The 13,706-nt window shown below is 66.3% G+C and carries 10 protein-coding genes; 5 read left to right on the forward strand and 5 right to left on the reverse strand.

The window, feature by feature from the left end:
- Nucleotides 1-60 precede the first annotated feature (60 nt).
- On the reverse strand, nt 61-441 hold the full coding sequence (locus tag NF876_RS04255; RefSeq protein ID WP_262267600.1) for a hypothetical protein: 381 nt from the start codon (nt 439-441) through the stop codon (nt 61-63).
- A gap of 254 nt (nt 442-695) precedes the next feature.
- Nucleotides 696-839: a hypothetical protein gene (locus tag NF876_RS04260; protein ID WP_262267601.1), complete on the reverse strand. Its 144-nt coding sequence runs from the start codon at nt 837-839 to the stop codon at nt 696-698.
- Between the two features lie 843 nt (nt 840-1,682).
- Between NF876_RS04260 and aspS the strand changes: the two genes are divergently transcribed.
- Together aspS and NF876_RS04270 are read left to right on the forward strand one after the other, a co-directional pair.
- Nucleotides 1,683-3,491, forward strand: coding sequence for an aspartate--tRNA ligase (gene aspS / locus NF876_RS04265; RefSeq protein ID WP_262267657.1), 1,809 nt, complete (start codon nt 1,683-1,685; stop codon nt 3,489-3,491).
- Nucleotides 3,488-4,342, forward strand: coding sequence for a glycosyltransferase family 2 protein (locus NF876_RS04270; protein ID WP_262267602.1), 855 nt, complete (start codon nt 3,488-3,490; stop codon nt 4,340-4,342). Before aspS ends, NF876_RS04270 begins: the two co-directional genes overlap by 4 nt.
- Nucleotides 4,343-4,584: 242 nt before the next feature.
- Here NF876_RS04270 and NF876_RS04275 read toward each other — a convergent pair whose 3' ends face one another.
- Nucleotides 4,585-5,205 (reverse strand): CatB-related O-acetyltransferase, encoded by a 621-nt coding sequence (locus tag NF876_RS04275; RefSeq protein ID WP_262267603.1) that lies wholly within the window; start codon nt 5,203-5,205, stop codon nt 4,585-4,587.
- 99 nt (nt 5,206-5,304) lie between these two features.
- Between NF876_RS04275 and NF876_RS04280 the strand changes: the two genes are divergently transcribed.
- A complete protein-coding gene (locus tag NF876_RS04280; protein ID WP_262267604.1) occupies nt 5,305-7,608 on the forward strand; it encodes an NADP-dependent malic enzyme in 2,304 nt (767 codons plus the stop codon).
- Nucleotides 7,609-8,021: 413 nt separating this feature from the next.
- Here NF876_RS04280 and NF876_RS04285 read toward each other — a convergent pair whose 3' ends face one another.
- Nucleotides 8,022-9,881: an aq_1923 C-terminal domain gene (locus NF876_RS04285; protein WP_262267605.1), complete on the reverse strand. Its 1,860-nt coding sequence runs from the start codon at nt 9,879-9,881 to the stop codon at nt 8,022-8,024.
- A gap of 80 nt (nt 9,882-9,961) precedes the next feature.
- Entirely contained in the window at nt 9,962-10,288 is a 327-nt protein-coding gene (erpA, locus tag NF876_RS04290) for an iron-sulfur cluster insertion protein ErpA (protein WP_262267606.1), read from the reverse strand.
- A gap of 88 nt (nt 10,289-10,376) precedes the next feature.
- On the opposite strand from erpA, the gene NF876_RS04295 reads away from it, so the two are divergent.
- Nucleotides 10,377-11,591: a deoxyguanosinetriphosphate triphosphohydrolase gene (locus tag NF876_RS04295; RefSeq protein ID WP_262267607.1), complete on the forward strand. Its 1,215-nt coding sequence runs from the start codon at nt 10,377-10,379 to the stop codon at nt 11,589-11,591.
- Nucleotides 11,592-11,855: 264 nt separating this feature from the next.
- Nucleotides 11,856-13,616: an arginine--tRNA ligase gene (argS, locus tag NF876_RS04300; RefSeq protein WP_262267608.1), complete on the forward strand. Its 1,761-nt coding sequence runs from the start codon at nt 11,856-11,858 to the stop codon at nt 13,614-13,616.
- The last annotated feature ends 90 nt before the right edge of the window (nt 13,617-13,706 follow it).

Consider the following 13,706-nt stretch of genomic DNA (forward strand, 5'->3'; position numbering starts at 1 on the left):
TCGTGCGCGAAACCGGATCGCCCTCCGCAATCCGTGAGGAGCAGGATCGCGCGGCGCCGGTTACGCGCCGGGCTGGACGCGAGCGAGGTGCTTCCTGCGCGCCTTGGCCTGGCGCTCGGCGCGCTTCATGAGCCAGTCGAGGATGTTGTGCTCGACCACGAGGCCGGTTTCCGCATCCTCCAGACGCTGGATCCGGTCGACCCTGAAGCCGCGATAGCCGTCCTCGGACAGGATGTCGATGCCGCCGAGCAGCATCTTGCCTGGACCCACCTTCAGCTCGCGCGCCAGCACCCAGCGCCGGCTCGCGTTGCCGGCCTGATCGACATAGTCGAGCTCCAGCGCGCCTTCGAACGGATAGACGTGCCAATTGCCCTCGATCCGCTCCTCGACGGGAGCGTTCCGGGCCGGTCTCAGCAGGGATGTGGCAAGGGTGTTAACCATAGGGAGAATATGGGAATTCACCCTTTGTTCTTCAAGGATTCCGGGCGTCCGGAGAGGGAAAATCCCGCGGAAATCCACGTCCATGTCCGCAGGGAGCCGTGGGTGTCCGAGGGGTACTCTAAAGCATCGAACCCAAAAGTGGACTTGCACGTTTGGGATCCATCCGATGCTTTCTTCTTGAATGAGAGCATCGGTCAGGACGGACCCAGCGGGCCGCGCCAGCGAAAACCGGGGCCACTTTTCCGTCCGATGCTCTAGGGCTGCTGCGACAAGGCCATGGCGCCAGCGTCCATCAGGCGTGCGAGGGCTGCAAGCAGGAGAATGGCGGAAAGGACGGCGCTCGCGACCAGGACGAACTGAAAAAAATACTCGACGAGATTCTCAGGCGACCGCTTCATTGCACCCTCGCTTAGAACCCTTCTAGAGAGGTGCTCGGGTGGATGCCTTAACCTGTGTTAGGGCCAAGCCTCGCGGCGCTGCGAAGGTTGATGGCCCGGCTCATGGGCGCGAGGCCTGAACCGGACAATCGTAAAAGGCCGCCGTTGCCTTGTCGCAGACGAGAAGTCCTCCCGGGGCACGATGTGTTCCGGCGCACACGAGAAGGGGGTACTCCCGGGGGGATCATTGTGAGGAATCGCCGAGCAGGACAGAATTCCCGTCATCTCCTCGACAGGTGACGCCATGCAGGCCCTTTTCATCGCCTCCCTCTATCTCAGTGTGACCCTCACGACCTTCATGCTGATCGTCAGCCTGACGAATCTCGCGAGTCCGGTTATCGGCCTGACGATCCACTGATCGACGGCAGGGATCGGGAAGCAGGGCGTGAGCGTGTTCATCCCGACACCGGCGCAGGTCTGAGGCCGTCCCGCCCTGGAACCCTGCTCGTCATGGCCGGCCAGTCATCACCCGCCTCTCGCCGGCCATCCCGATGCGGCGGAGAGAGGCGCGCTTCGCAAGCGGGATCACCGGGACAAGCCCGGTGATGACGTGACAGGGTGTCGGGACCCGCCACCTCGATCGGGACGGCGCAGCGCCCCGCAGCGGTGGGATGACCGGCACAGGCCCGTGACGACCAGGGACGGTGGGGGCGCAGGGGTGTCGCGGATCGTCGGGCGGCCCGGCTTCTCACCCCCCGTGAGGGCGCCCGCCGGTCACATTTCATCCTTCCGCCTTGACTTCCCCGGGCTCCCATGGATGTTGCGCTTCAAACCGAACCAGCAGGCTTTTCCATGTCCGCCTCCATGCACCGTTACCGTTCCCACACCTGTGGCGCGCTCCGCGAATCCGATGTCGGCCAGGTCGCCCGGCTCTCCGGCTGGTGTCACCGCATCCGTGACCATGGCGGCGTGCTTTTCATCGACCTGCGCGACCATTACGGCATGACGCAATGCGTGATCGATCCGGATTCTCCGGCGTTCAAGCAGGCGGAAGCCGCGCGGTCGGAGTGGGTGATCCGGGTCGACGGCAAGGTGCGCAAGCGGCCGGCCGGCACCGAGAACGCGGAGCTGCCCACGGGCACAGTCGAGGTCTACATCACCGACATGGAGGTGCTGGGGCCTGCGGCCGAGCTGCCGATGCCGGTTTTCGGCGATCAGGATTATCCGGAGGAGACCCGTCTCACCTACCGGTATCTGGATCTGCGTCGCGAGAAGCTGCACGCCAACATCATGAAGCGCGGCGCGATCATCAACAGCCTGCGCTCGCGCATGCAGCAGAGCGGCTTCTTCGAGTTCACCACGCCGATCCTGACGGCCTCCTCGCCGGAGGGCGCGCGTGACTTCCTGGTGCCGTCGCGCATCCATCCCGGCAAGTTCTACGCCCTGCCGCAGGCGCCGCAGCAGTTCAAGCAGCTGATCATGATCTCCGGCTTCGACCGGTACTTCCAGATCGCGCCCTGCTTCCGCGACGAGGACCCGCGCGCCGACCGCCTGCCGGGCGAGTTCTACCAGCTCGACGTGGAGATGAGCTTCGTCACGCAAGAAGACATCTTCCAGACCATGGAGCCGGTGATCCGCGACACCTTCAAGGAATTCGCGGAGGGCAAGCCGGTCACCGACGTCTTCCCGCGCATCCCGTATTTCGAATCCATGCTGAAATACGGCAACGACAAGCCCGACCTGCGCAACCCGCTGATCATCGCGGACGTGTCGGAGGTGTTCACCCGCGAGGACGTGACCTTCAACGCGTTCAAGAACGTGATCAAATCCGGCGGCGTCGTGCGCGCCATCCCGGCGCCGGGCGCAGCCGCGCAGCCGCGCTCCTTCTTCGACAAGCTCAACGATTGGGCCCGCACGGAAGGCGCGCCCGGCCTCGGCTATATCGTGTTCGAGGAGGAGGGCGGCCAGATCCAGGCCAAGGGCCCCATCGTCAAGTTCATCCCGGAGGCCGCTCAGGCGGTCATTCGCGAGAAGGCCGGCATCGGGGCGGGCGACGCGGTGTTCTTCTCGGCCGGGGCCGAGGACAAGGCGGCTTCGCTCGCCGGCAAGGCGCGCACCCGCATCGGCGACGAGCTCGGCCTCATCGACAAGGACCGGTTCGAGTTCTGCTGGATCGTCGATTTCCCGCAATACGAGTGGAACGAGGACGAGAAGAAGATCGACTTCTCGCACAACCCGTTCTCCATGGCCAATGTCGATCATGACGCCTTCATGGCCCTCGACCCGGCGGACAAGGACACGATCCTCAAGATCACGGCCTTCCAGTACGATATGGTCTGCAACGGCTACGAGATGGCCTCGGGGTCGATCCGCAACCACCGTCCCGACCGGATGGTGAAGGCCTTCGAAATCGCCGGCTACGGCGAGAAGGAGGTCATGGAGCGGTTCGGCGGCATGTACCGGGCGTTCCAGTACGGCGCCCCGCCCCACGGCGGCATGGCGGCCGGAGTCGACCGCATCGTGATGCTGCTCTGCGGCGCGCACAACCTGCGAGAGATCACGCTGTTCCCGATGAACCAGAAGGCGGAAGACCTCCTGCTCGGGGCGCCCTCCGAGGCGACGCCGAAGCAGCTGCGGGAGCTGCACATCCGGCTGAACCTGCAGGAGAAATGAGCGCTCGTGACGTCACCGCCGTCGTCGTGACCTTCGACAGCGCCCATGCGCTGCCGGAGTGTCTCGGTGCGCTGGCGGCGGACGGCGTCCCGGCGCTCGTGGTCGACAACGCCTCGACGGACGACACGGTGGCCATCGCCGAAGGGCAGGGCGCGCGCGTCGTCCGCAATGCCCGCAACCTGGGCTACGGCCGCGCCAACAACATCGGCGTGCGGGCGGTCGGGACGGAATTCGCGCTCATCGTCAATCCGGACTGCGTCGTCGACCGGGGCGCGGTCGCGGCCCTCGTCGACGCGGCCCGGCGCTATACGGACGCGGCGTTCTTCGCCCCGCGGATCGTGGAGCCCAGCGGGCGGGTGTTCTACCAGCCGCGCTCGCTGCTCGCGACCTCGCTGACCAATCCCGGCGGCCGGCTCGTCCTGCCCGAAGGCGAGGCCTGTGCGCCGTTCTTCTCGGGCGCCTGCTTCCTCATCCGCCGCGACGTCTTCCTCAAGCTCGGCGGCTTCGACGAGAACATCTTTCTGTTCTACGAGGACGACGACCTCTGCCGCCGGGTGGCGGATTCCGGCTCGGCGCTGATCTACGTCCCGCAGGCCGTCGTGCGGCATGGACGCGGCCGGTCGAGCGGCGACAAGCCGGGCCGCATCTTCACCTCCCGCTGGCACCAGGCCTGGTCGCGGGCCTATGTGAGCCGGAAATACGGCCTGCCGAACCCGGCACCCGGCATGGCGGCGGTCAACGGGCTGAAAGCCGTCGCCGCCAGCCTGACCTTCCGGCGCAAGCTGATCGAGCGCTATGCCGGCTCCGCCGCAGGCGCCTGGGCGGCGATGCGGGGCAGAAAGGCGTTCTGATCCGCGATCCGGTCGCTCCTCGCGTTACGGCCGGCCCTGTGCCGGCCATCCCGATCCGGTCAGACGCGGCGCTCTTCGTCATCGGGATCACCGGGACAAGCCCGGTGATGACGTGGAGGGTGGGATGGGCCGGTGCGAACATCCTCCCACGTCATGGCCGGCCTTGTGCCGGCCATCCCGATCCGAGAGGCGCCGCGCCTCGAACAATCGGGATCACTGGGACGAGCCCGGTGATGACGAGCCTACGCGCATTGCGTCCGCAGCACCTTCACGGCCGCGATCAGCTCGCGGATGCGGTCGCTCTGCAGGAGCGGGATGAGGGTCGCGATCTTGTCCCGGGGCAGGTCCCACCAGCGCGCGTCGAGAAGCGCCGCGATGGCCTCCTCGTCGAAGCGGTAACGGATCACCTTGGCCGGATTGCCGCCGACGATCGCGTAGGGCGGCACGTCCCTGGTCACGACGGCATGGGCCGCCACCACGGCGCCATGCCCCACGGTCACCCCTGACATGATGATGGCGCCGGAGCCGAGCCACACGTCGTGCCCGATGGTCACGTCGCCGCGTGAGGTGTGATAATCCTCGCTCCTCGGCGCGGCCGGCCAGAGGTCCCGGAAGGCCGAGAAGGGATAGGTCGTCCCCCAATCCGTGCGGTGGTTGCCACCGAGCAGGATCTCCACCTTGTCGGCGATGGAGCCGTAGCGCCCGATGGTCAGCTTGCGGCCCGATTCCGGAAACCGCACCTTGGGCTTACCGTAGGTGAATTCGCCGATCTCGTAGCCATGGCGTTCCGCCATGCGGGCCAGGTGGACGCGGGTCTGATTGTGCGGGTTGCGCCAGTTCTTCAGGCGGTGCCGGAGCTTCATCGTGCGACCACGCAGGCTGAGACAAGAACATTGACGGCAGGGTGAAGGGCGCGCACAAGGGCCTCCAGGTTCGTTCGGGCAGTGCAAGGAGCGTCGGGGATGGGAGACAACATCTCGCAGGATCTGAAATCGGGAGCGATGTTCTACCATCAGCATCCGCGTCCCGGAAAGCTCGAGATCCAGCCGACCAAGCCCCTCGGCAACCAGCGCGACCTGGCGCTGGCCTATTCCCCCGGCGTGGCCGCCCCCTGCGAGGCGATCGCCGCCGATCCGGCCGAGGCTGCCAATCTCACCTCGCGCCAGAACCTGGTCGCGGTGATCTCGAACGGCACGGCCGTCCTGGGCCTCGGCGACATCGGCCCGCTCGCGTCGAAGCCCGTCATGGAAGGCAAGGCGGTCCTGTTCAAGAAGTTCTCCGGCATCGACGTGTTCGACATCGAGCTCGCCGAGAAGAACGTGGACAAGCTCGTCGAGGTGATCGCAGCCCTCGAGCCGACATTCGGGGGCATCAACCTCGAGGACATCAAGGCGCCGGAATGCTTCGAGCTCGAGGAGCGGCTCAAGGCCCGCATGGGCATCCCGGTCTTTCACGACGACCAGCACGGCACCGCGATCATCGTGGGCGCGGCGGTGACGAACGCCCTGGAGCTCGCCGGCAAGCGGATCGAGGACGTGAAGATCGTCACGTCCGGCGCCGGCGCGGCGGCGCTCGCCTGCCTCAACCTCCTGGTCTCGCTCGGCGCCAGGCGCGAGAACATCTGGGTCACCGACATCAAGGGCGTCGTCCATGAGGGTCGCAACGAACTCATGGACCGCTGGAAGTCCGCTTACGCTCAAGTCACGGATGCGCGCACGCTCGCCGACGTGATCCCCAACGCGGACGTGTTCCTGGGCCTTTCGGCCGGCGGCGTCCTCAAGCCCGAACTGCTTGCCCAGATGGCCCCGCGCCCGCTGATCATGGCGCTCGCCAACCCCTATCCGGAGATCATGCCGGAGGAGGCCGAGGCCGCGCGGCCCGACGCGATGATCTGCACCGGGCGCTCGGACTATCCGAACCAGGTCAACAACGTCCTGTGCTTCCCCTACATCTTCCGCGGCGCGCTCGACGTGGGCGCGACGACCATCAACGAGGAGATGAAGGCCGCGGCCGTGAAGGCCATTGCAGGCCTCGCCCGCGAAGCCCCGTCCGAAGTGGTGGCCCGCGCCTATGGCGGCGAGGCGCATCCTTTCGGGCGCAAGTCCCTGATCCCGAGCCCGTTCGATCCGCGCCTCATCCTGCGCATCGCGCCGGCCGTCGCGAAGGCCGCGATGGAGTCCGGGGTCGCGACCCGTCCGCTCGCGGATCTCGACGCCTATGCGGAATCCCTCGGCCGCTTCGTGTTCCGTTCCGGCTTCATCATGAAGCCGCTGTTCTCGCAGGCGAAGGCCGGTCCGAAGCGTGTCATCTATGCCGAGGGCGAGGACGAGCGCGTTCTGCGCGCCGTGCAGGTCATCGTCGAGGAGGGGATCGCCAAGCCGATCCTGATCGGGCGCCCCAACGTCGTCGAAGCCCGCATGAAGCGCTTCGGCCTCTCCATGGAGATCGGACGTCACTTCGAGCTGGTCAATCCGGAGGATGATCCGCGCTACCGCGATTACGTGGCCACCTACGTGGAAGCGGCCGGCCGCAAGGGCATCACGCCCGACGCGGCCCGGACCCTGGTGCGCACCAACAACACCGTCATCGGGGCCCTCGCCGTGAGACGCGGGGACGCGGACGCGCTGATCTGCGGGCTCGAAGGCCGGTTCCAGTCCCGCGTCAAGCACATCAAGGACATCATCGGGCTCGCTCCCGGGGTCCACGAGATGGCGGCCCTGTCGCTCGTCATCACGTCGAAGGGTGCCTATTTCCTGGCCGACACCCACGTGCAGATCGATCCGACCGCGGAGCAGATCGCCGACATGACGATCGCCTGCGCGAGCCATGTGCGCCGCTTCGGCATAGAGCCCAAGATCGCGCTCCTGTCGCACTCGGATTTCGGCGCAGCCGACAGCCGCTCGGCGCTCAAGATGCGGGAAGCCCTGGCGTGCATCACCGAGCGCGCACCCGACCTCGAGGTCGACGGCGAGATGCAGGCCGACTCGGCCCTGTCCCAGATGATCCGTGAGCGCGTGAATCCCAACTCGCGCCTGAAAGGCGAGGCGAACGTGCTCATCATGCCGAACCTGGACGCGGCCAACATCGCGTTCCAGTTCACCAAGGTCCTGGCCGACTCGCTCCCGGTCGGCCCGATCCTCATCGGCCCGGCCAAGCCCGCTCACATCCTGACTCCGTCCGTGACCGCCCGCGGCATCGTCAACATCACGGCCATCGCGGTCGTTGAGGCGCAGGCCGCCGAAGAGGATCAGCCGTCGCTGATCTGATGCCGTGAACGTCCGGATGAGCCCTCGTCCGGACGGGCCCGAGGGCATCCCACCCTGGTCATCACCGGCCCCGTGGCGGTGACCCCGGTCCTCTCAGGCGCAGAGCCTGACGGGCCGGGATGGCCGGCACAAGGCCGGCCATGACGTGGGAGGATGTTCGCACCGGCCCATCCCACCCTCCACGTCATCAGCGGGGCTCGTCCCGGTGATCCCGATCGGAAGAGCGCGGCGCCTCACCGGATCGGGGTGGCCGGCACGAGGCCGGCCAGACTTCGGAGGGGATCACTTCGGAGGGGATCACTTCGGCGGGGATCACTTCGGACGGGATCGCGAGGTGGGAGGCGATAGGGGCCGCGAGGAAATGGGGCGAAGCGGCCCGGGCTCGTCGCGATGCTGACGCGGAAGGGCTGCCGTCACTCCGCCTTCGCGCTGACGTTGAGCTTTTCGAGAATGGCCTTGGGGTCCTGCACCACCATGGCTTCCGCGACGCCGAGGCCCGATGGGTCCTTGGGCGTCGCACTGACCGAAAGTTTGCCGGGCTTGGCGATGAAGCGGGCGATCGCCTGGCTCAGGGTCTGGGCCTGTTCGGAACTGCCGATCATCGCGGGCACCACGAAGGCCGCCGCCGCCGCATAGGTGCGGCGCAGGGATTCGGGCGTCGTCTTCTGCTCCTTGGCGGTCTTGGCCATGTAGCGCTCGAACAGGCCCTTGTTCTCGACCGAGAGGTCGAGGGCTTTCGCCCTGGCGCCGACGAGCGCCACCGTGGCGAGCGCCGTGTCGGGGTTGAAGAGATCCCGGCCGACATTCCCGATGCGGCCCGTCAGGCCGAGATTGCCCATGTCCTGACCCTGGAACGAGACCTCGCTGAGCGCGATCTCGCTCGCAGCCTCGTTCCAGGTGGCGGCCGCGAGGAAGGAGACGTCGATGGTCTTGTAGCCGAGCGCCACGAGTTCCTTCACGCCCTCATCCTGGCTGTTCGACGGCAGCGCCATCGTCAGGTTCTGCAGGCCGAACCTGAAGTTGGTCGGGATCGCGTTCATGGGCTTGTCGGCGGTCAGCTCGAACCCCTTCAGACCGGCTTGAACCTTGACCTTCTTGCCGTCGTCGTCGGTGCTCCCGTCGATGGAGACGCCCTGCAGGCGCAGGGTGCCGAGGGTGGGGACGAGACTGCGCATCGTGGCGGGATCGAGATCGTCCAGGGACTTGCCCTGTAGCGACCGCAGGCCCTCGAGGGTCTGGCGGAACGAGAAGCCCGTCAGGCTCAGGCCGTCGAGCTTGACGTGGTTGTCCTTGCCGGAGAACTCGAAGCCTTCCCATCGCATGTCGGCAGGTTGTGATTCCGTGCCGCCCGTATAGGCGATCCGAGCGATGCGGCCTTGGCCCGGCTCGCCCCTGGTCTTCGTGTTCACCTCGACCCCGGAGGCCTCGATGGAGCCGATCTGGAAAGCGTCGAGCAGGTCCGCGAGAGCCGGGAAGAAGCGGGCCTGATCCGCGGGCGAAAGCTCCTGCCGTTCGGCCATCTCGGTGAAGAGGCCGAAGGTCCCGTTCCAGGAATCCCGGGTCTGCCGCCCCATGAAGTCCCGGCCGCTCATACGCGCGACCCTGAAGCTCACATTCGCCTCGCCATCGGTCACGTCGATATTCTCGATTGCGAAGGCGCCGTAGATCTTCGCGAAGGGAGCCGACGTGCTCTCGGCTTTCGCCTCGTACAGTCCCGCGAGTGCCGGCAGATCGAGATCGCTCATGGTCGCGCGGCCGTTGCTGACCACGAGGCTTCCCTTGGCGCGCTTCGTCTCGGCGCCCGTCGCCTCGATGAGAGCGGAGCCGATCCGGCCCTGGACCACATCGGTCAGCGTGGTGTTCCGGTAGGTCGTTGTCTGGACGTCCTGGCCGAAGGTCTGCTTCACCCGCGCTTCCGGAATCAGGATCTGCTTCACGCTGATGCGCTTCAGGCGGCTTTCCATCGGCTCGGTCGAGGTCGAGGAGAACAGCGCCTCGAGATCGGCCCGCGAGGAGGAAATCCCGGAAAACTCGATGCGCTTGGCCTCGTAGGTCGCGGACCCGAAGGTGAAGCTCACATTGTCCAGAATGAGGCTGTCGGCGGATTGCGCGAAGGCCGCGCTCCACAGAGGAACCTTGACGGCGCCCACGGCGATGCGGGGGCCAGCCGTATCCACGACAAGGTCACGAAGCAGGGCCGGCTCGAACTGCAAAGCCGCCGAGCCGGCCATCAAGGCGAGTGCGCAGGTCCCTGCGCGATAAGAAAGTCTCATCCTGTCCCCCAAACCGGCGAATCCACCGCCGGCCAATCTGGAATGAATTCGCCGGGACAATAGGACGTTACGTAACGATTTTACAACGAGAACGAGGTGCCGCAGCCGCATGATGCGGTCGCGTGGGGGTTTTCGATCTTGAAGGACTGGCCGATCAGGTCGTCGACGAAGTCGATCACCGAGCCGTCCATGTACTGGATCGAGACCTCGTCGACCACAACGGTCGCGCCGTCCTTCTCGATCACGAGATCGTCGTCCTGCCGGGTCCGGTCCACGTCGAAGGCGTACTGAAATCCCGAACAGCCGCCGCCGTTGACGCTGATTCTCAGATGGGAGCCTGCCGGCTCCGCAGCCATGATCTCGTTGATGCGGCGGGCGGCGCGGTCGGTCAGAATGATACCGGTCATGGGCACTTCCAGTCCTGGGCGGGACATATTCTTTGGACAAGGTGTTATGACCAAGGTAAGTGCGCCCTGACAAGGCTTCAACCCGGGGATGACCGTGCGGCCCTTTGGAGAGAGATGGCGAGCCTCTTACGCCTGTGATCCCTGGGGCAGCCGCGGACGGCTCTACCCCGAGGCGGTTTCGCCCACGCGCAGCGACTTCCAGCGCGACCGGGACCGGATCATCCACTCCTCGGCCTTCCGCCGGCTCAAGCACAAGACCCAGGTCTTCGTCTATCACGAGGGCGACCATTTCCGGACCCGCCTGACCCATACCATCGAAGTGAGCCAGATCGCCCGGGCGCTCGCCCGCTCCCTGGGGCTCGACGAGGATCTCGCCGAGGCCCTGGCGCTCTCCCATGACCTGGGCCACACCCCGTTCGGCCATACGGGCGAGGACACGCTCGACGAATGCATGGCCGGCTTCGGCGGCTTCGACCACAATGCCCAGGCCCTGCGCGTGGTGACCCGTCTGGAGCGTCGATACGCGGAATATGACGGGCTCAACCTGACATGGGAGACCCTCGAGGGGCTGGTCAAGCACAACGGCCCTCTCCTGGACGCCGAGGGGCGCCCGACCCTGCGCTATGCCGCCCGCGGGGTCCCGCTGGCGATCCTGGAGTACAATGCGCAGCAGGATCTGGAACTGGCCACCCATGCCGGGGGCGAGGCTCAGGCGGCCGCGATCGCCGACGACATCGCCTACGACGCCCACGACATCGACGACGGGTTGCGGGCCGGCCTGTTCCGGATCGAGGAGCTGCGCGAGGTGCCGTTCCTCGACGGACTCCTGACGGAGATCGACGCGCGCTACCCGGGCCTCGATCCCTCCCGGCGCATCCACGAGCTGACCCGCCGGGTCATCACCCGCTTCGTCGAGGACGTGGTGGCCGAGGGCGACCGCCGGATCGCCGCCCTGGCTCCGCGGAATGCCCAGGATATCCGCCGCGCCGGCGACACCATGGTGTGCTTCTCGAACGCCATGAAGGAGGCCGACGCCTCGATCAAGCGGTTCCTTTACGCCCGCATGTACCGCCACCCGGACGTCATGCGGGTCCGCGCCCAGGCCGACGACGTGCTGCGGGACCTGTTCAGGCGCTTCAAGGCCGATCCGGATCTGATGCCCGAGGAGTGGCAGGCGGATCTGCCGCGGGACGACGAAGCCCGCCTGTCCCGCCGCGTGGCGGACTACATTGCCGGCATGACGGACCGCTATGCCATCCTCGAACACCGGCGCCTGTTTGACGTAACGCCGGACTTGCGTTAGGCGCGGCTGCATCCTTCGCAACGGCCTCCCGGCCGCTCCGGGTCGAGGGCTCGAGCATCGGACGTGAAAAGTGGATCCACTTTTGGGATCGGATCCGATGCTCACTTCCTGAAGCGGTGCATCGTTCGGAGCGGACCCGGCGGGCCGCGCAAGCGACCCGAAGGGCCACGCTAGTGAAAACCGGGTCCACTTTTCCGCACGATGCGCTAATGAAGCGTTTGGTCGGCAGCGATCAGGGCCTGTCGCCCATTGAGATGAAGTACCATGAACATTTTCGGACTGTTTGAGAAGCGGGTTGCGGATGCGCTCGGCCGGTTGGCCGGCGAGGCGAAGATTCCATCGGGGCTGGACATCAGCCGCGTCGTGGTCGAGCCGCCGCGCGATCCCTCCCATGGCGATCTCGCCACCAACGCCGCCATGGTGCTGGCCAAGGAAGCACGCATGAACCCGCGTGCTCTGGCCGAGCTTCTCGTCGCCGATCTCCAGGACGACCCACGGGTCACCCAGGTGGCGATCGCCGGGCCGGGCTTCATCAACATCCGGCTCGCGCCGGCCGTCCTGCACGAGGTTCTGCGGGCCGCACTCGTGGACACGGCCGGCTTCGGCCGGAGCGGGCAGGGGGCAGGCTCGCCGGTCAACGTCGAGTACGTCTCGGCCAATCCCACCGGCCCGATGCATGTGGGCCATTGCCGGGGCGCGGTCTTCGGCGATGCCCTGGCGGGTCTCCTGGACTTCGCCGGCTACAAGGTCACCCGCGAGTACTACATCAACGACGCCGGCGCGCAGGTCGATGTTCTCGCCCGCTCGGCCTATCTCCGCTACAAGGAGGCCCTGGGCCACGACATCGGCGTCATCCCGGAGGGGCTGTATCCGGGCGACTACCTGAAGCCGGTGGGCGAGCGGCTGGCCAAGGAGCACGGCACAGCGCTGCTCGACCAACCGGAATCCGAGTGGCTGCCGCTCGTGCGCCGGACCGCCATCGACGCCATGATGGACATGATCCGGGACGACTTGGCCGCGCTCAACATCCATCACGACGTGTTCTTCTCGGAGCGGTCCCTCCAGCGGAAGCCTTCCGACCAGGTCCAGGAGCTCATCACGGAGCTTCGCGGCCGCGATCTCGTCTACATGGGCCGTCTGCCACCGCCCAAGGGCCAGAAGGACGAGGATTGGGAGGACCGGGAGCAGCTTCTCTTCCGCGCCACCGCCTTCGGCGACGAGGTCGACCGCCCGCTTCTCAAGTCCGATGGTTCCTATACCTATTTCGCCTCCGACATCGCCTATCACCGCTCGAAGTTCGAGCGCGGCTTCGCCTCGATGATCGACGTGTGGGGCGCCGACCACGGCGGATACGTCAAGCGCATGCAGGCGGCCGTGAAGGCCGTGTCAGACGGCCGGGCCGCGCTCGACGTGAAGCTCTGCCAGCTCGTGAAGCTGCTGCGCGGCGGCGAGCCGGTGAAGATGTCCAAGCGCTCCGGCGACTTCGTGACCCTGCGCGAGGTCGTCGACGAAGTCGGCCGGGACGCCACCCGCTTCATGATGATCTTCCGCAAGAACGACGCCACGCTGGACTTCGACCTCGCCAAGGTGGTCGAGCAGTCGAAGGACAACCCCGTCTTCTACGTCCAGTACGCCCATGCCCGCTGCGCCTCCGTGTTCCGGCAGGCGGCCGAAGCCTTTCCGGGAGCCGATTTCTCGGCGGCCTACCTCGAGCAGGCCGATCTGTCGGTCCTGAGGGACGAGGCGGAGATGGACATCATCCACCGCATCGCCCAGTTCCCGCGGACGATCGAGGCTGCGGCCGAAGCCCATGAGCCCCACCGGGTCGCGTTCTACCTCTACGACCTGGCGAGCGCCTTCCATAGTTTATGGAATAAGGGCAAAGACTTGCCGCAATTACGCTTTGTTAATCTAACTGATAAAGATTCAACACAGGCGAGGCTCGCTCTCGTGCATGCCCTGAAGGGTGTGCTCGCATCTGGTCTCGCAATCCTGGGCGTCACGGCACCCGATGAAATGCGATAGTGTTTCTTGAGGCGAATCAATCGCTTACGAAGCATACGCGTCGGGTTCCGTTACGTCGTGCCGGCGGAGCAGCAGGTGCTCCTGTCGCGT

It is taken from the genome of Microvirga yunnanensis, from assembly GCF_025460875.1.

What these genes read in the sequence shown, in the direction of transcription:
- NF876_RS04255 (WP_262267600.1), bottom strand. Translation starts at nt 441, where the DNA reads ATGGTTAACACCCTTGCCACATCCCTGCTGAGACCGGCCCGGAACGCT.
- NF876_RS04260 (WP_262267601.1), bottom strand. Translation starts at nt 839, where the DNA reads ATGAAGCGGTCGCCTGAGAATCTCGTCGAGTATTTTTTTCAGTTCGTC.
- aspS (WP_262267657.1), top strand. Translation starts at nt 1,683, where the DNA reads ATGCACCGTTACCGTTCCCACACCTGTGGCGCGCTCCGCGAATCCGAT.
- NF876_RS04270 (WP_262267602.1), top strand. Translation starts at nt 3,488, where the DNA reads ATGAGCGCTCGTGACGTCACCGCCGTCGTCGTGACCTTCGACAGCGCC.
- NF876_RS04275 (WP_262267603.1), bottom strand. Translation starts at nt 5,205, where the DNA reads ATGAAGCTCCGGCACCGCCTGAAGAACTGGCGCAACCCGCACAATCAG.
- NF876_RS04280 (WP_262267604.1), top strand. Translation starts at nt 5,305, where the DNA reads ATGGGAGACAACATCTCGCAGGATCTGAAATCGGGAGCGATGTTCTAC.
- NF876_RS04285 (WP_262267605.1), bottom strand. Translation starts at nt 9,881, where the DNA reads ATGAGACTTTCTTATCGCGCAGGGACCTGCGCACTCGCCTTGATGGCC.
- erpA (WP_262267606.1), bottom strand. Translation starts at nt 10,288, where the DNA reads ATGACCGGTATCATTCTGACCGACCGCGCCGCCCGCCGCATCAACGAG.
- NF876_RS04295 (WP_262267607.1), top strand. Translation starts at nt 10,377, where the DNA reads ATGACCGTGCGGCCCTTTGGAGAGAGATGGCGAGCCTCTTACGCCTGT.
- argS (WP_262267608.1), top strand. Translation starts at nt 11,856, where the DNA reads ATGAACATTTTCGGACTGTTTGAGAAGCGGGTTGCGGATGCGCTCGGC.